The 17,206-nt window shown below is 33.7% G+C and carries 18 protein-coding genes and 2 pseudogenes; 2 read left to right on the top strand and 18 right to left on the bottom strand.

Features of this window, described 5'->3' with window-relative positions; genetic code table 11:
• Nucleotides 1–2: 2 nt before the first annotated feature.
• The gene (locus MNO09_RS16020; RefSeq protein WP_000668504.1) at nt 3–143 is read left to right on the top strand and encodes a YrzI family small protein; all 141 of its coding nucleotides are present in this window, start codon (nt 3–5) and stop codon (nt 141–143) included.
• Between the two features lie 240 nt (nt 144–383).
• On the opposite strand, the gene MNO09_RS16015 is transcribed toward MNO09_RS16020, so the two are convergent.
• On the bottom strand, nt 384–1,469 hold the full coding sequence (locus MNO09_RS16015; RefSeq protein WP_000837880.1) for an AI-2E family transporter: 1,086 nt from the start codon (nt 1,467–1,469) through the stop codon (nt 384–386).
• 149 nt (nt 1,470–1,618) lie between these two features.
• On the opposite strand from MNO09_RS16015, the gene MNO09_RS16010 reads away from it, so the two are divergent.
• Entirely contained in the window at nt 1,619–2,440 is an 822-nt protein-coding gene (locus tag MNO09_RS16010; protein WP_000189697.1) for an HNH endonuclease, read from the top strand.
• Between the two features lie 228 nt (nt 2,441–2,668).
• Here the strand turns inward: MNO09_RS16010 and MNO09_RS16005 are convergent, their stop codons facing one another.
• From MNO09_RS16005 to MNO09_RS15925, 17 genes and pseudogenes are all read right to left on the bottom strand, one after another.
• Nucleotides 2,669–2,761 (bottom strand): putative holin-like toxin, encoded by a 93-nt coding sequence (locus MNO09_RS16005; protein ID WP_001289320.1) that lies wholly within the window; start codon nt 2,759–2,761, stop codon nt 2,669–2,671.
• Nucleotides 2,762–2,984: 223 nt separating this feature from the next.
• Nucleotides 2,985–4,097 carry an FMNH2-dependent alkanesulfonate monooxygenase gene (gene ssuD / locus MNO09_RS16000; protein ID WP_000422243.1) on the bottom strand — a complete coding sequence of 371 codons (1,113 nt, stop codon included), beginning with the start codon at nt 4,095–4,097 and terminating at the stop codon, nt 2,985–2,987.
• A gap of 177 nt (nt 4,098–4,274) precedes the next feature.
• Entirely contained in the window at nt 4,275–5,123 is an 849-nt protein-coding gene (locus MNO09_RS15995; RefSeq protein WP_000432139.1) for an ABC transporter permease, read from the bottom strand.
• A gap of 16 nt (nt 5,124–5,139) precedes the next feature.
• Nucleotides 5,140–6,126: pseudogene (locus tag MNO09_RS15990) on the bottom strand (aliphatic sulfonate ABC transporter substrate-binding protein).
• A gap of 15 nt (nt 6,127–6,141) precedes the next feature.
• A complete protein-coding gene (locus MNO09_RS15985) occupies nt 6,142–6,897 on the bottom strand; it encodes an ABC transporter ATP-binding protein (protein ID WP_000218586.1) in 756 nt (251 codons plus the stop codon).
• Nucleotides 6,898–7,124: 227 nt separating this feature from the next.
• Nucleotides 7,125–7,853: a hypothetical protein gene (locus MNO09_RS15980; protein ID WP_064475581.1), complete on the bottom strand. Its 729-nt coding sequence runs from the start codon at nt 7,851–7,853 to the stop codon at nt 7,125–7,127.
• Nucleotides 7,850–8,440 (bottom strand): TetR/AcrR family transcriptional regulator, encoded by a 591-nt coding sequence (locus MNO09_RS15975; RefSeq protein ID WP_000822636.1) that lies wholly within the window; start codon nt 8,438–8,440, stop codon nt 7,850–7,852. The genes MNO09_RS15980 and MNO09_RS15975 overlap by 4 nt, the downstream gene beginning before the upstream one ends.
• A 202-nt stretch (nt 8,441–8,642) precedes the next feature.
• Complete coding sequence (locus tag MNO09_RS15970; RefSeq protein ID WP_001037868.1) at nt 8,643–9,152, bottom strand: ribonuclease FAU-1 family protein; 510 nt, start codon at nt 9,150–9,152, stop codon at nt 8,643–8,645.
• 103 nt (nt 9,153–9,255) lie between these two features.
• Complete coding sequence (locus MNO09_RS15965) at nt 9,256–9,750, bottom strand: NUDIX hydrolase (protein ID WP_001057918.1); 495 nt, start codon at nt 9,748–9,750, stop codon at nt 9,256–9,258.
• Nucleotides 9,743–10,792: a hypothetical protein gene (locus tag MNO09_RS15960; RefSeq protein WP_001000050.1), complete on the bottom strand. Its 1,050-nt coding sequence runs from the start codon at nt 10,790–10,792 to the stop codon at nt 9,743–9,745. The genes MNO09_RS15965 and MNO09_RS15960 overlap by 8 nt, the downstream gene beginning before the upstream one ends.
• 12 nt (nt 10,793–10,804) lie before the next feature.
• The gene (locus MNO09_RS15955; protein ID WP_000400644.1) at nt 10,805–11,278 is read right to left on the bottom strand and encodes a tetratricopeptide repeat protein; all 474 of its coding nucleotides are present in this window, start codon (nt 11,276–11,278) and stop codon (nt 10,805–10,807) included.
• A 137-nt stretch (nt 11,279–11,415) separates the two neighbouring features.
• Nucleotides 11,416–12,105: a phosphopantothenoylcysteine decarboxylase domain-containing protein gene (locus MNO09_RS15950; RefSeq protein ID WP_000676694.1), complete on the bottom strand. Its 690-nt coding sequence runs from the start codon at nt 12,103–12,105 to the stop codon at nt 11,416–11,418.
• 12 nt (nt 12,106–12,117) lie between these two features.
• A complete protein-coding gene (aacC, locus tag MNO09_RS15945; protein ID WP_131828557.1) occupies nt 12,118–12,918 on the bottom strand; it encodes a BA2930 family N-acetyltransferase in 801 nt (266 codons plus the stop codon).
• A gap of 302 nt (nt 12,919–13,220) precedes the next feature.
• The gene (locus MNO09_RS15940) at nt 13,221–14,468 is read right to left on the bottom strand and encodes a glutathionylspermidine synthase family protein (protein WP_000287875.1); all 1,248 of its coding nucleotides are present in this window, start codon (nt 14,466–14,468) and stop codon (nt 13,221–13,223) included.
• A gap of 20 nt (nt 14,469–14,488) precedes the next feature.
• A pseudogene (locus MNO09_RS15935) lies at nt 14,489–15,100 on the bottom strand (hypothetical protein).
• A 189-nt stretch (nt 15,101–15,289) separates the two neighbouring features.
• A complete protein-coding gene (locus tag MNO09_RS15930) occupies nt 15,290–16,480 on the bottom strand; it encodes a DUF418 domain-containing protein (protein ID WP_088107302.1) in 1,191 nt (396 codons plus the stop codon).
• 301 nt (nt 16,481–16,781) lie between these two features.
• Nucleotides 16,782–17,192 carry a GNAT family N-acetyltransferase gene (locus MNO09_RS15925; protein WP_001053323.1) on the bottom strand — a complete coding sequence of 137 codons (411 nt, stop codon included), beginning with the start codon at nt 17,190–17,192 and terminating at the stop codon, nt 16,782–16,784.
• Between the last annotated feature and the right edge of the window lie 14 nt (nt 17,193–17,206).

Genomic DNA, 17,206 nt, shown 5'->3' with positions numbered 1-17,206 from the left:
CCATGAAGTTTCACCTATTCTTTTTAACAATTACAATTCAGAAAAAGAACCTTTCTGAAGCTGAATTAAAACAAAAAGAACAATATAAAGAGATTATGGACGAAATTCGAGATCGTAGAAGCAAGTACTACTCTCATCTATAATCCTTTAAAAATATAAAATTTGAAAGGGGTCGATTATGATGTTGCTAGCACGCTGTAAGGAAATGATTTGGATAATTCAGAGGGATTCCACATAGTTTTATAGACATACTATCACACAAGTATATCGTTATATTTGATGTGTAATAAATATATAATAAAATTACACCCGTACACTTTTAATATTGAGTAATAAACAAAAGATACACCACTTAAAAAGTGGTGTATCTTTCTCAACTTATACTATTTTCGATTACTTCGTTTCGTCTTAAACAATCTCACTAAGTTCGATACAACTGTTTTTGTTACTGCATAAACTGGTACTGCCAAAATCATTCCGATAATTCCCGCAAAGTTACCTACCCCTAAAATTAAAATAATAATTGTTAACGGATGGATATTTAATTTCGAACTCATAATACGCGGTGAAATGATGTTACTTTCAAACTGTTGTACAATTGTTACGATAATAATTACGTACAACGCTTGCATCGGAGATACGAACAGACCTACAATAACAGCTGGTGCTGCACCGATAAATGGACCTAAGTTAGGAATGATATTTGTAAATGCTGCTATAATTCCTAAAACGAAAGCGTACGGTAAATCGATAATTAAATAACCGATAAAAGTAAAAGCACCTACAAATATACAAACGAGCGCTTGCCCTTGAATATATGCAGATAATGTTTCGTTCGTTTCCTTAATGATACGAAGTCCTTCTTCACGGTAAGACTCAGGTAATAGACTAACTGCTTTCCCTGGAAACGCATGTCCATCTTTAAACATATAAAATAAAATAAACGGTACTGTGAAGATAACTAATGCAACGTTTGTGATAATACCAAATAAAGCCGTTGCACTCGACGTAATCGTGTTTGGTATATCCTTTAAGTATTCAATCGCATTTTTCTCAATTGTTTCAATGGAAACGTAGTTTTGTGTAGATAACCATTCAAATAATCTGTGATGGGATAAATCTTGTATGTATAGTTTTCCCTCTTTAATATAACCGGGCATATTTTTTACTAAATCCATTAACTGTTGTGAGATCGTTGGAACAACTACCCCAACTCCAACTGCAGTTAATGTTATAATAAAAAGATATAACAGTAAAATCGCTAAATTTCTAGGTACTTTTTTATTCTCCAAAAAGACTAACAATGGGTTAAATATGAAGTATAAAAATAACGCGATTAAGATTGGGAAAAACAACGTTGATATGAAGATACCAATCGGTTGAAATAGAAACGATATTTTTGTGCAAATAAATATGATCGCTACAACCATTAGCACTTCTAATGTCCAAAAGTGCACTTTCGATTTCAAAAAAACGTCCTCCTTTAAACTAGCACTTCTCTTCATTGTACCAAAATAAGCAAGAATTTCACATAATATTTTCCTTTACAATATTCCAAAATACCAATAAATACACTACAATGAGATTACATACAAATTTGCAGGTAAAGGTGATAAAAATGACACAATGCATCATATGCAGAAAAGATACGAAAGAACTTAGTGAACAATATGTCATCCCCGAAATATTATGTGGATATTATTTCACAAACTCAATTTGTGATACTTGCCATGAACAAATGACAACAAATATTGATCGTCCCTTAATTCGGCATAAATTAAGTCAATTTAAGATTGAGCAAATGAAAAAACAAATTGATTCCCCGCTCTATACGAATGAACATGGTGAGGAACTTGCGGCTGCTGAGACAGATGTTGTTGAAGTAAGTGATGAAATACTTTATTCCAATGCATTAATTATGAAACTATGTAAAAAGCACGATATTTCACTACATAATGAAATTTGGAAAGAAGAACGTGTAACGAAAGTAGCTAGCTCTATTCAACGTGAATTACTTTTAGATAACCGTAAATACAAAATGAGTGTATTAAAAATGGCTTATACTTTCGCTGTACAAGCTGTTGATGGCTATTTTGAAGATCCAGATGCGATTGATATTTCTAACATTCTATCAAATGGCGATTTTATGGAATTAAAAGAAAAAAGTATAGTTCGCGATTTAAGTAAAAGTTCTTTATGGAATACATTAAATACAAATAGTGAGAACCATTACTTTATTTTATTAAGTGATAAAGATGGCCTGTTCTGTTTCATTCGTCTATTTGATATATTTGACGTTGTCGTTCATTTATCAGAAAAGAGATATGAACTTTCATCTCCAATTGTCGGCGTAAATGATGTAAATAGGCAGGAATTTTATGTCCAAACTTTAAAACAGTATATGGATGGGCTATTTAAAGAAAAAAAACCTTCTATTTAATCGAAATCAGAACATACGGTCTCCTTTCTTGACGAAAAGACACTGTGTTATAATAAGTATGAAAAGAACAATACAATCACATAAACCAATTATTAATTGTAAATAAATAAAAAAGACCAGTGTGCGGCTACACACTAGTCCACGTAACTTAGCAGATTGGATTGTTCATTTATCCTATTTGTTTCTTACAAACAAAACAACCCACATTCTATTGGCATAGGTGGGTTGTTATTTTTTGAGCTTGTCTATTAAAACGACGACGAACGTTAACAATGCAACGAGAAACAGTCCACCCTGCAGTAGCAACGCTATTTCACTCACGTATTATCACCCCCCTCCTATTCGGAGAAGTGATAATTGAACAACCAACCGTACCTTAAGTTACTATTTAATTTTACCATATTTTCTAATAGTTTACGATGAAAACCCGCAAGTGAAATACTTGCGAGTTTTTTTATCCCGTATTAACAGGCAGTAAACAAAATGAAGCAAAACATAGGTGAAACTGCCTGTAAAAGCCCGATTGGTTCAACTTTATTTCTCACTATTTTTTTAAAGCATATGCATCAGCTATCATTTCACCAACAATTTTATTTTCTTGTTTCTTCTCGTCTTTCAATAAAGGAAATAACAGTTCTGCCACTTCATATGCCTCTTCTAAATGGGGGTATCCTGATAATACAAACGTATCAATTCCTAACGCTTCATATTCTTTTATTCTTTCTGCTACTGTATGCGGATCTCCAACAAGCGCAGTACCAGCACCACCTCTTACAAGCCCAATTCCAGCCCATAAGTTAGGACTTATCTCTAACGACTCTCTCGTACCTTTATTTAAATGTGTCATTCTTTTTTGTCCGACTGAATCATATCTTGCAAATGTTTTTTGAGCGAGCTCAATTGTTTCATTATCTACATATTGAATTAACCTTTCAGCCTCTTTCCATGCTTCTTCTTCTGTCTCTCTTACAATTACGTGTAGTCTAATACCAAATCGTACGTTACGCCCCTTCTCTTCCGCAAGTTTTCTTACTTCTTCTATTTTCTCTTTCACTTGCTCTGGTGGCTCTCCCCACGTTAAATATACATCACTATGCTCAGCTGCAACCTCTTTACCTGCAGCGGACGATCCGCCAAAATAAATTGGTGGATACGGTGTTTGAACCGGAGGAAATACAACTTTACTATCCGTAACTTTAATATGTTTTCCTTCTAAAGAGATTGTTCCACCTTGTAATACTGACTTCCAAACCTTTAAAAATTCATCTGCTACTTCATATCTTTCATCATGTTCAAGATACAATCCATCACCTTGCAATTCAACAGGATCTCCTCCAGCTACTACATTAATAAGTAATCTCCCATCTGAAATTCTATCAAATGTAGATGCCATCCTCGCTGCAACTGTCGGTGACATTAGTCCTGGTCTAACTGCTACTAAAAATTTTAATTTCTCTGTCTCAGCTACAAGTGCCGATGCTAATACCCATGGATCTTCACACCCTTGACCAGTTGGAAGTAATACACCCGAATATCCTAAATAATCAGCTGCAGCTGCAACTTGTTTATAATAACCATACTCAGCTGCTCTTCCTCTTTTTGTCGTTCCTAAATATCGACCATCTCCATAAGCCGGAATAAACCATAATAATTCCATACCTTTACACACCCCTTATTTATTTTGAAACGTATACTAACATACTCTATATAAATTACCCCTAATAATTTACCCCGCTATTTGCGGGCAGTAAGATCCCCACCTTAAAATTCAGCGAAAGCAAAGAAGTTAGGTGGGGGATGACCCTTCCCACTGATTAAAGTTTCACTTTATATGTTAATTCCCTGTCTCTCCTTTAAAATTATCTCGCCATCTTAAAAACTTCACTTCTAGTAAACGTACGAGTGAATCAGAAAACTTTCCAACGAATGCAAAAATAATAATGCCGACAAATACGATATCTGTATTTGAAAATTGCCTTGCATCCATAATCATATAGCCAATACCTTCTGTAGACCCCATAAGTTCTGCTACTACTAAACTCACCCATGCAACTCCTAAAGATAACCTTGCTCCGAGTAATAGGTTCGGCAATGCGGCAGGTAAAATTAATTTTGTAATTAATTTTCTTTTACTAAACTCTAACACTCTGGCAACATCGAATAACTTTGAATCTACACCTCGTATCCCTAAAAACGCGTTTACGTATAGAGGAAAAAATGCACCGTCCGCAATTAATAATACTTTCGATGTTTCACCAAAACCGAACCATAATACGAAAAGTGGCGCAACTGCTAAATGAGGTACAGTTCTTAACATTTGTACAGATGGATCTAAATATTGCTCACTTCTCGTTGAAAATCCAACAATCGTTCCTAAAATAATTCCTAAACTCCCGCCAATAAAGAAACCAGCCGCAGCCCTGAATACACTGATACTTAAATGACCGAATAACTCTCCTGTTTTTATAAGTTCTTGAAAAGCTAGAAATATATCTAATGGCGTTGGTAATACTGTTTTAGAAACTAGATCGAATACGCCGGCTAATTGCCAAATTATTAATACGATAACTGGTATAGTAATCGCTCTTACTAGCACTTTTACATTCGTCTTTCGCACTTTCTTTACATTGTTTTTGCCAATCGTTATACCCGTTGGTTTCATAACAGCTTTCGTATTCTCCAATTTACAAAACCTCTTTTCATTTCGCCTTTAATGCTTTTTCTACGAAAGAATTATCTACAACTTTATCTGTTTTAATTTCGTTCTTTATTGAACCGAGTTTATATTGAAAATCCGCTGTTTTTTGCTGTTCAGCTATTATTTCTTTCGTTACCGGAACTAAAATTGGTTTGTCGTGATCAAACACTTCTTTTACAATTTCTGCATCTATCTTCTTTGCAGAAGTATATATTTTTATCGCTTCATCTAAGTTTGACTCTTGCCATACACGTGCTTTTTCATAAACTTTAAGGAATTTCTCAACTAATTCTGGATGCTCCTTCGCGAATTTTGTTCTCGCAATTAAAAACTCTGGTGAAGAAACATTTAATCGTTCACCATCTGCAATAATCTTTGCCCCTTTATTTAACGTATGTAGTGAAATAAACGGATCCCAAATGGCCCATGCATCTACTGATCCGGATTCAAATGCCGGCTGCGCTTCATCTGGTTGCAGTTGAATGACATTTACATCTTTCGCATTTATACCTTCTTTTTCTAATGCTCGATATAATAAATTAAATGCGCTACTTCCTTTTGCTACTGCAATTTTTTTACCTTTTAAATCTTTTACACTCGTAATCTTGCTATCTTTTTGTACAAGAATTCCAGTCCCTTTCCTCGCATAACTTGTATTAGCAATTTCGGTAAATTCAATCCCAGCTGCTTGCGCTGAAATAACTGGGGAGTTCCCGACTTCACCAAAGTCTAATCGATTTGATGCGATCGCTTCAAAATAGGGAGGTCAGCTTTGAAACTCTGTCCATTTCACCTTAACCCCTTCTTTTTTTAACTCCTCTTCAAACCATCCTTTTTTCTGTGCTAATAATAGCGGGCTTAATCCTTGCTGTATACCAATTTGTACTGTTACATCTTCCTTCTTACTACTTGCTGTGCTTTTTTCACATCCAAATAAAAATAAAGAAATAGCTACTGCAAAAGAAAGAACTTTAATTTTTTTATACATATACTCACTCTTTCCCTATATACTTGTTTGAATTAATCCCCCGTGTTCAAACTGCTGTAATACTTTCTTTCGAATTTCTTGGAATGACTCCGAAGTTTTACTACGCGGATAAGATAAATTATTTTCAATCACTTTATGTATTTTTCCAGGCTTTGCACTCATGATGACAATTCGGTTCGAAAGATATATTGCTTCGTCTATATCATGTGTAACGAATATCATTGTCGTTTTCTTCTGTTCCCAAATGTTCAACAGTACTTCTTGCAAATGACTTCTAGTAAAAGCATCAAGTGCCCCAAATGGTTCATCAAGTAATAATACATTCGGATCTCTTAATAAGGCTCTCGCAATCGCAACACGTTGTGACATCCCGCCTGAAATTTCTTTCGGATAAGATTTTTCAAAACCGTCTAATCGAACGATTTCAACCCATTCCTTTACCTTATCTTTCACATACTTATCTTTTAATGACAAATCAGCTGCAATATTTTCTTCCACTGTTAGCCATGGAAACAATCGATGCTCTTGAAATATAAATCCTTGCTTCTTACTCGGTTTTGTTATACGCTCCCCGTCAATAATGATTTCTCCCTCAAAATCGCTGTCTAAACCTGCAATAATTTTTAATAGTGTACTTTTTCCGCAACCACTCGGACCAATTACTGTAACAAAATCCCCTTTCTCTAATTGAAAATTAATATTCTCTAATACTTGAACCGTAGCAGTTTGTTTCGAAAAATATTTTGATACTCCATCAATTGAAACAGTCACTTCTTCGCCTCCTTGAAATGATTCATCTAAATGAACAGATTCAGTATTTATGCAATAAAAAAACCAAAGGCATTTTATCAATAGATAAAATGCCTTTGGTTTCTCCAATCAGCAATACGTAATAGAATTAAGTACATATTATACAAATATTTCCGATAAGTCAACTTGGTTTTATTAAAAAATACATATGATTCGTTTGAACATCCTTATTGTTATTTATTTAAAAATTATTTTTTATGGTTCTTAATCCACTGTAACCAATAAGAAAACTCACATGCCAAATGCATTTGATGCGATTTAATAAGGCTATTAGGACAAAGTGCCGGAAACTCTACAACTAGACTTACTTCTATACCAGTATCTGTATCTTTGAATTGATGTCGAACTCCACCAATAGTAGTACCGTCTTTCATACGTGCAACACCTGTTGATTGATATTGATAAGACTTATCTCGAGGTGTCTTCAATCCCGTTTCGTCACCAAAAACAATAAAAAATTGAACTGGAAATGGAGAATTACCAGTAGTTTCGATAACCTCTAATTCATTTTCCCCAAAGGGTCTTAGTACGTAGTGATCTGGACAGGCTGATAAATTCACTTGATCATTTTCATCTGATTGTTCAAGCATAAAACTATCAATTCCATTTATCGCTTCTTCTGCTGTAATCCCATCTAAATAGATACTTGTTTTTGAAAATTTTCGTCTATCACCAGATAAAACAGTACAAATACGCATACCCATTTCACTTAATTTCAGTTTAATTTTCAACTTATCATACATTTCATTGTATGAATGATTTAACTTTAGTTCCGTTAGTTTTTTTTTCATAACGTCTGTATCATTTAATTCCGGTTCTTTATGTCCTAATGTATTTAAAACTTTTTTAATACGTTCTCTTTTCCACTTTGTAAGTTGTTCATTCGAAATATTGTTTCCATCAATAATAATTTTCATATACATTCTCCTTCGATTTGATCGTATCGTAGTGTATTTAATACTAAATTAATCATTTCTTGCTTCGTGTCTAGATTCAAATTCACCTCTGAATGAGCAATACTGCTAAGACCGTATAAAATAAATCCTGATGCTAATAATGAGTTATTAGTATTAAAAATCCCAGTTTTCACCCCTTCTTCGATTACTTGTCGAATTAATGGCTGCATTCGCGTAAATAATTTCTGTTCCAGTTGAAAATGTTGTTCCGTCTGAAACGAACTCACATTTTTATAGGGTGCTAATTTTTCGATAAATGTCCAAAATATATTTAGAGAATCTTTCAGCTTTTGCATGACAGACCGTTCATTAGAAATAAGTATTTCTTCAATTAACTCCATATTTTTCACAATAAAATCATTTAATACTTCATCAACAAAATTCTCTTTAGACTTGAAGTAATAATAAAATAAGCCCGTTGCTACACCTGCTTGATTCACAACATCTTTTATGCCAAATCCTTTCATACCATTTTTCATATATAGTTCAAAACCAATATCCATCAACTCTTGCCTTCTAACATCTGGTTCTTTTGATATTCTTTTCATAGGTCATCTCCTACTATCTTTTACCTTCGACTGAATCTGATTCAATCATAAACGACTGAACTATATTCAGTCAATATTAGTTTCCACAAAAAAAGAGTAATCTCAAGAAATATACATCTAACCTTAGACTTATCAAAAAGTTAGATCATATAACTTAAGACTACTCAATTTCATTAAACACATATTTTCTTTTCAAATCGCTTTAGTTTAACCACACCATTTCTGTCTCTACAATCATTTGAGGAAGCGTCTTTTGAATTATTTCCTCTAATACATTAAGAGCTTCATTCACATAACCACCCTCAAAACCCTCTAAAGGCTCAGGTAACTCATCCTCATCTAAAATAAAATATTCTCCACTTGGAAGTACCAATATATCAATAATTAAGTCTTCAAATGACACTAATTCGTCTGTTATTTGCGTATTTTTTACAACATTAAAATAAGAGCCTAAATACATTCCATTTTTATCTCTCCATATGTATAAATTGTACGGACGATTTTCCCAGTAGTATGCAATGGTGTAACTTCCTTTTGGGATTGTTAAACTCGCACGATGTGCAGTCATTGTAAATGAATACTGAACCTCATGAAATAACACGATACTTTGCAACTGCTTTTCAAGTAATAAGCAAGTGTGATCTACTACGGTCGAGTCATACCGAATTTTTCTTTCTATAATTTCACTTTTTGGTGTTAGTAATTTATTCATTCTTGGTTTCCCCTTATGCTATTTCTAATCTTAATTATATCCATTTATATAGTGATAAAGAAGTGTTTGGTCTCCAAATACACAATAAAAACTCCCTCTTATTTTAGAAGGAGTTTTTCACTGTCCATGTTTCATATTTTTTCACTTCTAATGGAAGCTCATTCGTTTTCAACCACTTCACTGCACTACATACAAGTGGAGATGAATTGTCTTCTGTAATGCTTTCTATAGAAACCCATCTCGCTCCTAAAGAATCTTGACCTTCAAATTGTTTTGGTACTATGATTTTCCCTGCACTCTTTTCAACATCATACAAAACTGCAATATGGTGTACATGTGTATAATCTTTAAACTTTGAAGGGTATTGAAAATCAACCGTACCTACTTGCTTTATAACCTTTACTTCTAATCCAGTTTCTTCTTTACATTCCCTATGGAGTGCCGATAACAACGACTCCTCTTCATTAAAGCTCCCACCAGGTAGATCATATCTGTTCTTATATGGACCTTTTGATTTATCAATTACTAATATATTATTATTTTCGATACAAATACCATACACACCAAGCGCACGATAAAAATTAGTAGCATTATTCATGGTTCAATTTCTCCACCATCACATCATAAAATTTTCGTTCCTCATCAACATTTAAGTAAACACGACTTACTGTTTTAGAAAATCCATATAATAATTGTGCTTTCATTGGCTCTTTGAGTATTATTTCAAATGTTGGAGGTTCCTTTATAAATTCCATCACTGTTGCGTCAAGAACCTCTTTCTCTTTTTTTAAAAGTTCTCCTTTATAAAACGTAATCTTATCAATTTGTGTAAACGGTATAATGATTTTCTTCCCTAATCCAATTTGAATAATTACCTGTTCTTCCGTAACAATAATTGGATTTTTACGCATTGCTTGAATTTCAGCTAAAAAATAAAACATTGCATATACATTTAAAATAAGTAACACCCATGCTACAACTGGATTCCATTGATGAAGCAAATAATGAAAACCAATACTTTCTATTAAGGTTGCATGGATAATCATAATATATACACCTATTGCACCAGTCTTTTTGTAATATGAGTATACAGATTTACCTTCCGGTACTGTTGCACGCCACGATAAAAATGCATAATAGATTAACTTACACTCTGTTACAATGATATCTACTAATTTATTTCTTTTCATAGTAGCATCAAACGCTGCATCAATCGCATAAGAAAATGAAGAATATTCTCTTCTATATTCTTTATATCGTTTGATTGTTTCAGGAAGCACTTTAACGATTTTATAGAGAAGGAATAATTCTAGACCTACAAAAGCAATTTCTCCTGCAACTATAATATAAGAAACGTTTGAAAAAGCTTGTAAATAGTTACTTGGAATAATAAATCTCGCAAATATATATCCAGCTATTACGACAGGAAATATATACGTTAGCGAGTATCTTTTTCGAATAATAAAGAAATATGTAATAAGCGGAATTACAAACATACAATCTAACAAAGAACCAAGCACTACTTCTTTCGGAGCGGCTGGTACAATCGGAAGGGCATACAATAAATAGTTTGATAACAAGATGAAAGATACGAGTCCAATCCAAATACCTTTTCGCCTTCGCGATAGTGAGTCATTCATACGTTCACTCCTCTATTTAAAAACCTCGTTTAAATGATCTTTATAAAATGTAATGGCACGTTCAAATTCTTTAACTTCGTCTACTTTTATAACCGTTTCAAGTAATAATTTCATCGCGGATTCATGATCGTTAACGTTATATTTTGCTAATGACAAAAATACTTTCATCACGGCATTATCCGGAAACTGCTGCAAACCTGTTTCTAAAACAGTAATTGCTTTGTCATACTCACCTATACAACGATATGTACTGCCAAGACCGATATATGCACCGCAAAGTGACTCCCCATCAAGACCATTTGCAATTGCCTGTTCATAATACGGCACAGCGTCTGTTTCAAGTCCCATTACATCATGTATCCAGGCACATTGAAAAAGCACTTCTGCATCCCGCGTAAAATTGGTTAACCCCATAAGTATCTCTCTAGATTGCGCATATTTCTTTTCATTTCTTAGTTTAATCGCTTGCTTTAATAAATGTTCCATAGAATCCACTCCTCACCAATTATTTTATGTATCCATCTTGAATGGTTAACATTTGTGTAAAAGTAAAATTCCCATAAATTAAAGTTTCGCTTACCTATATATACTATGCGGATTCACTCTTATCCAAATACTTAAAATTATAAAGCAGTAATGTGATTACATAGTACTTCTAACCTTTTGACAATTTCTTTCGCCGTTTCATCTTTCCCATTACATAACTTCCCTTTACCGTCCTGTCCAATTACGTTGTGCACCGCTCCGCGTGAATATAAAGAATGTGGTGAATTTGCAATCATTACATTTGCCTTAGATTCTTTCATTCTATTTTTCGCTCTTTCAAACAATTCTTCTTCATTTACATCACTTTCAAGTTTAAAGCCAACGAGTACGGTTTCTGGATCCCACTCTTTTATTTGCTTTAATACTTTTGGAGCCTTTTGAAAATGAATAATTGGCGCTATATCACTTGAAATTTTCCCATTCATATCAAGAACATTACCATCTTGATCACAAATTTTCTCTACAACCCAATCTGATCCAGCCGCTGCCATAATGACCGCATCGACTTTTTCATGTGTAATTATACTTTTCATTTTATCTTGTAAATCAACAATTCCTTCAAACGGGTGTAATTCTAATTGATTGTTTACATCGTTTGGTTTCTCAGCGAAATAACCGTGTAAATATATAACATGTGCTCCTTTACTTATAAATTCTTCCGCGATTATTCTACCAATTGTTCCTTTTGCCATATTCGTATGACCACGCACTTGGTCCCATTTTTCTAAACAACCACCACTCGTAATTAATACCTTTTTCCCCTTCATTGTAACCATCCCTTACTGATTTTTCTTACGAAACCATTCTGTTCCAAAGTCAACGATATCTCGTTGCTTCATAAGACGGCACGTTGCATTTCCTATTTTCCCATTTGTTACAGTTCCTTTTCGCTCAAACTCTACACCGATTTCTACAAACTTATCAGAATCGTAATCCATATCAACAAACTCTTTCCATACTCTTGCACCATTCTCTATAATTGGTGCCCCTACTTTTATTAACTCACATGCACCAGTACGTACTTCAGATAAATGTACAGACGTATTGGAATCATATCCAACACCAATTAATAATATATATCCGTCTAAATCATATATTTTTCTTAATGGAGATTCCTCTCCTAAACTCATTGATAGCGACTGATTCATCGTTATTTCTTCTGCATGTTTTCCCCATGCAGCAAAACTTCCTAATGGATGGTTGCTACGTACTACATTCGGATATGTACGAAAACATTCAACTACTTTTCCCATTGCCCTTGTTGGTGTTATATGTGGCTCAAACGCCGGGACGTTATCTCGAATAATTTGCCACCATTCTTCAGGTACAGGTGGTCTTGACCAATGTTTCGGATCAGATAAATCCGAAGATTGAGTTGGCATAATAATTGTTCCCTCTTCCGTAATAACTTTCATTAACGCCTCTACTACCGCAACGGCTCCGCCAGATACCCAGCCAATAGAACTGAGCGAAGAATGCACAATAACCGTCATTCCTTTTTCTAACCCTAATTCTCTTAAATCATTTGTAATTGTTTTGATTGTATTTGGCAATTGTGTATTTGCCACTATGTCATTCATTTTCACGATTGTTCCCCCATTTTTTAAAACTACTACATACATATATTATCATATTTTTCTTAATTTTTAACTTAATCATTTCTGTCACTACAAAAAAAGGTTATATATTCACATGCATAATAATCAAATAACAAAAGCAGATAAATAAAAAACTTTATTCTCTTTTCTACTATTTGAACTAATTTACTTAATTGCATACGTTTTTTCAGTATGAAGAAAAATAAAAGTAATACGTCAAAACAATACAAACACTATATATAAACGAAAGAGCCCATCACAACTGATAAGCTCTTCCATTTTATTTACCCTTCAATTGTAACCCCTGTAAACATCGATAAGTTTCCCGTTATTTTCTCACCTACACGTAAAAATAAACCAGCAGCTCTCCCGCTAATACAGTGTGAACCAATTAATAGTTTACCAGTATACGGACCGTCCCATGTGTCAATTGTATAGTCAGGCATTTCTATGTATTTCTGATATATTTTCCGCTGTTCAAAGTAATACTCTGTTTTATCTTCAGCTAATAGTTCATTATTTTCAAATATAGATACTCCTCCGCCTTCACGGCCGTATAAAGGTTTAGAAACATAGGATTCATTTCTTTCTATAAATGGTTTATTTGTAAAATATGTTGGTAGGAAGTATTTCTGAACGATTCCTCGCTCTTCTTCCTCAAAGAAAAATTCTTCTTCGTAAAGTTGCCAAATTAATGCGAGTACACTTTTATTTTGCATAAGAAAAGCAGCTGGTGGATTAATGATTTTCACTCTGCCTTGCGCTATATGATCTAAAAACTGAAGTCCAATTCTTTTCCCGTTTTTATCAGCGTCTGAAACTAAATATTCAATTGGATATAGTCTATATAAATAATGAATTCTCTCACCATTTGGCGTATATATACCATCATCTGCAACGACGATATCTTGTATACCTATATAATCCGTTGACTGATCTAAGCAATAGCTTCTTAAAAATTGAACCGTTTGATGGTCTTCATCATGCCAATCATAACTCGTAAAATAAATCGTTTCTCTAGGATCTATACTATAGTCATGTTTAATTTGTTCCCACGCCTGCACAATATGCTCTTCTATATGATTTGGGTGATTTACATTGTGATAACGGCATAACACTTCATTTGCGACAGATGGCTCTAAATAACCTGTTGGTGTATCACAATTTACTTCTATTAACTTTATATCTTCACCATTTACGATAAAGTCAAACCTTGTAAAATATGAAAACAAACCAATATGTTTCATTCTCGCAATTTCCCACGTTTCAGCTGGAAATCCTAGTTTTTGAAAATCTTCTGTCGTATTGACAATATATTGATACGTTCTATATAACACGTACATAACTTCCTCTGTCGCTTTTGAAATAGCAGTATAAGTTTTTACTGGCATACGATACATACCTGTTGCCATATATTGATTCCATTCTTCATTTTCTAATAGACTCGGCCATGTAAAACCATTCCGACCAGCCTCTTCCGCAAGTGAAAACCATACTTTCATATACTCTTTCTGCTCTTGTTCTGTATACATGATCCTATTATCCTTTCGTATTATGATCCGGCTGGCGCTTTTGCGTTTCCAATTCCACTTGAACCAGAATTCACTTTCGGCGTTTGAGTCGTAGATGATTTCGGCGTATTTGTATCTGGCGTCACTTTATTTGATGTACTCGGCTGTTGTTTGTTTAAATCTACTTTATTGGAAGAATTATTGTTGTTACTGTTAGTTCCACCGTAGTATCAACCACCACCGCTGCCACCAGTTCTACTTTGGTCTTTTTCACGATATGGAATAATATTATTTGCATACGGTTTCTTCAGTACATTGGGTTTTGCTGTATAATTCATATTTGAAGTTCTGCTTGCTAATAAATATCCTGCTACGAATGGTAGTATCGGTAAATGTGAGTTTTCATTATACGATGAAAACGATGGATTAATTTCCTTGCATAACTCATCATTTTCTACATTTTCATTGGTAGGAGTTTTATCATCACAATGTAAAGCTTCTTGTTCATTCCCTTGCTTTGCACCATCTGTTTTAATAGCGGTACTTTCTTTCTGTGCAGTTTCCTCTTCATAATCACCACACCCAGTTAATAAAAATGATGATACTCCTATTGATGCAGCAACTTTTATAAATTTACTTTTATCCATTCTCATGTGTTATACACCTAATTTCTTTTATCTATATTTTTCCAGGTAACTTTATTATATAATGTATATGTTAATTTTTTCAAACTAAAGCCTATATGCACATTTGCATATTTTATACTTTTTATTCCATGAATAAAAACAAACTATCATTAGATTATAATTTTATTTATAGACTATAATAAATTGAAAGACGACCTAATACCCGGGTCGTCTTTCAATTGTTTTATTTATATATATTAAACGTCTCAATAAAATCTCTAATGGTCCATTCAGATTGTTTTTCTCCATTATTGTAGCTAATATGACAGACAATATCCAAATACTTATAGCTATCAATGCAGCAAGAGCGTTACTTACATACCCACCTAAATCAAATGCTACAGGTGATAAAAGTATAACAAGCAGTGCCTCATTCAAAACAAAAAATGTTAATGAGCGCTTTCCCAAAGCAATTAATGAAAGGCTAAAGTACCCTAGATTTTTCAATCTACTCCCTATTATACCGAAACCCGTTGCATATGCTAACCCTCCAACAATTCCAGTTAAAATATGGATTCCATTTATCATTCCAGCTGTAAATACACTTGGATACCATATAGTCCCTATAAAAGATAGAGGCAAAGCACCTATTAAGGAAATTGCTAATCCTATAATTGTTATAAAATATAATTTTTTTAAATGTTGCTCTGGTTTTATTAATAACTGATATCTAGCAATCCACAAACCAAGAATTACCGAAGGAAGAATTGGGAACATAAAATGGATGAGAACAGGTATAACAGGAAAGAAAAGTAATCGTAACATTATAGTACTTAGATACGTGTCTTTTGCTGAAACATCTGGTGAAAAACCGTAATCGCCTATTGCTTGCATATTAAATCCCCATATTATTGGAATAAAAATGATATACAATATAGTGATAATCGTAAATGTTCGAATTAATGTTTTCATTTTACACTTTAATAGCGGGCTAACAAGAAGCCCCGCTACACCATAGGCCATAAGAATATCTTGCCCTCCAATTAAGACTGCTAACACAACCCCAAACAGTATTAAATACCAAGAGCGTCTTCTTACTCTTTTTACAGCATGATTTTCATTTTTCCCTTTTGATATTTGCCCTTCGAGTGCTAGAACCAAACCGTAGCCTAATAATACGGCAAACATCGCTCTTGCACGGTTATCAATTATGAATATACCAAAAAGGTTTACAATTTGATCAAAGAAACTTCCGCTTTCCACCCTATGCATAATTCCAGGATCTGCAGCATACAAGTAAAGCGGTGCATGGGCAAGTACGATTAATAGTAACATAGTACCTCTTGCTAAATCTAATGAGACTGCACGCTTCTTCTCAATTGCTCCATTATTTATTGATTTACTCATATTTTACTTCCTTCCTTAGCATCAACTAACCTTTCTTACATTTTTGTCAAAAACTAATAACTAGTTGCTATTAAAATTAGAAAAAATAAAGTGAAACTTTAATCAGTGGAGCTTTTGTTCATTCACGCACTGATTATTATCCCCGTACCAATTGGCGTTTACGGGCTTCAGGGCTTCCACCTAGCTTCCTTACTCCAGCCGAATTTTGAGGTGGGAGTTTTACTGTCCACAAATAACGGGATACATATAAAACGAACTATTTCTTCAAATCCTATTCCGGATATTATATTCTAAGATGATTTTAATATGTTTTATTTTTAAAATACAAATGAAATCTTTCAATCCCCGGATATCTTTCTCCTAAACTTTTAACCTGAAAACCAATTTTTTTATAAAATTCTACTGCCTCATTGTCTGTCTCTGCTTCTATATAAGTTAATTGAAGCATTTTTACTACTTCTTTTATCATTTGCAACGCAATTCCTTTATTACGATATTGTGGAGCGACTGCTATATGACATATTCTCGCTTTATTTGCTCCGATTATTTCAATACCTATACAAGCCTCTTCTTCATATCTGTACAAAGTCCCTTTATTACTTTCATAATATAAAACTGCTTTCTTTAAGCTAGTTTCACTTGGCCCGACTGCATACTGTAACACATTTAAAATTGGATTTTTCTCAATTTGTTCCACGCGTTGCAAATTCATCTCTTCATCCCTTT

Source organism: Bacillus sp. N5-665 (assembly GCF_022637375.2).
GTDB lineage: Bacteria > Bacillota > Bacilli > Bacillales > Bacillaceae_G > Bacillus_A > Bacillus_A wiedmannii.
Note: the sequence above shows the minus strand (reverse complement) of the source record. Positions and strands in the feature narration are given on the sequence as shown.

Coding starts and splice junctions, on each gene's coding strand:
- ssuD (WP_000422243.1), bottom strand. CDS start 4,097: ATGGAATTATTATGGTTTATTCCGGCTTATGGAGATGGTCGATATTTA.
- MNO09_RS15940 (WP_000287875.1), bottom strand. CDS start 14,468: ATGTATACAGAACAAGAGCAGAAAGAGTATATGAAAGTATGGTTTTCA.
- MNO09_RS15930 (WP_088107302.1), bottom strand. CDS start 16,480: ATGAGTAAATCAATAAATAATGGAGCAATTGAGAAGAAGCGTGCAGTC.
- MNO09_RS15970 (WP_001037868.1), bottom strand. CDS start 9,152: ATGAATAAATTACTAACACCAAAAAGTGAAATTATAGAAAGAAAAATT.
- MNO09_RS15975 (WP_000822636.1), bottom strand. CDS start 8,440: ATGAAAAGAATATCAAAAGAACCAGATGTTAGAAGGCAAGAGTTGATG.
- MNO09_RS15960 (WP_001000050.1), bottom strand. CDS start 10,792: ATGAATGACTCACTATCGCGAAGGCGAAAAGGTATTTGGATTGGACTC.
- aacC (WP_131828557.1), bottom strand. CDS start 12,918: ATGAATGACATAGTGGCAAATACACAATTGCCAAATACAATCAAAACA.
- MNO09_RS15955 (WP_000400644.1), bottom strand. CDS start 11,278: ATGGAACATTTATTAAAGCAAGCGATTAAACTAAGAAATGAAAAGAAA.
- MNO09_RS16010 (WP_000189697.1), top strand. CDS start 1,619: ATGACACAATGCATCATATGCAGAAAAGATACGAAAGAACTTAGTGAA.
- MNO09_RS15965 (WP_001057918.1), bottom strand. CDS start 9,750: ATGAATAATGCTACTAATTTTTATCGTGCGCTTGGTGTGTATGGTATT.
- MNO09_RS15925 (WP_001053323.1), bottom strand. CDS start 17,192: ATGAATTTGCAACGCGTGGAACAAATTGAGAAAAATCCAATTTTAAAT.
- MNO09_RS16020 (WP_000668504.1), top strand. CDS start 3: ATGAAGTTTCACCTATTCTTTTTAACAATTACAATTCAGAAAAAGAAC.
- MNO09_RS15980 (WP_064475581.1), bottom strand. CDS start 7,853: ATGAAAATTATTATTGATGGAAACAATATTTCGAATGAACAACTTACA.
- MNO09_RS15950 (WP_000676694.1), bottom strand. CDS start 12,105: ATGAAGGGGAAAAAGGTATTAATTACGAGTGGTGGTTGTTTAGAAAAA.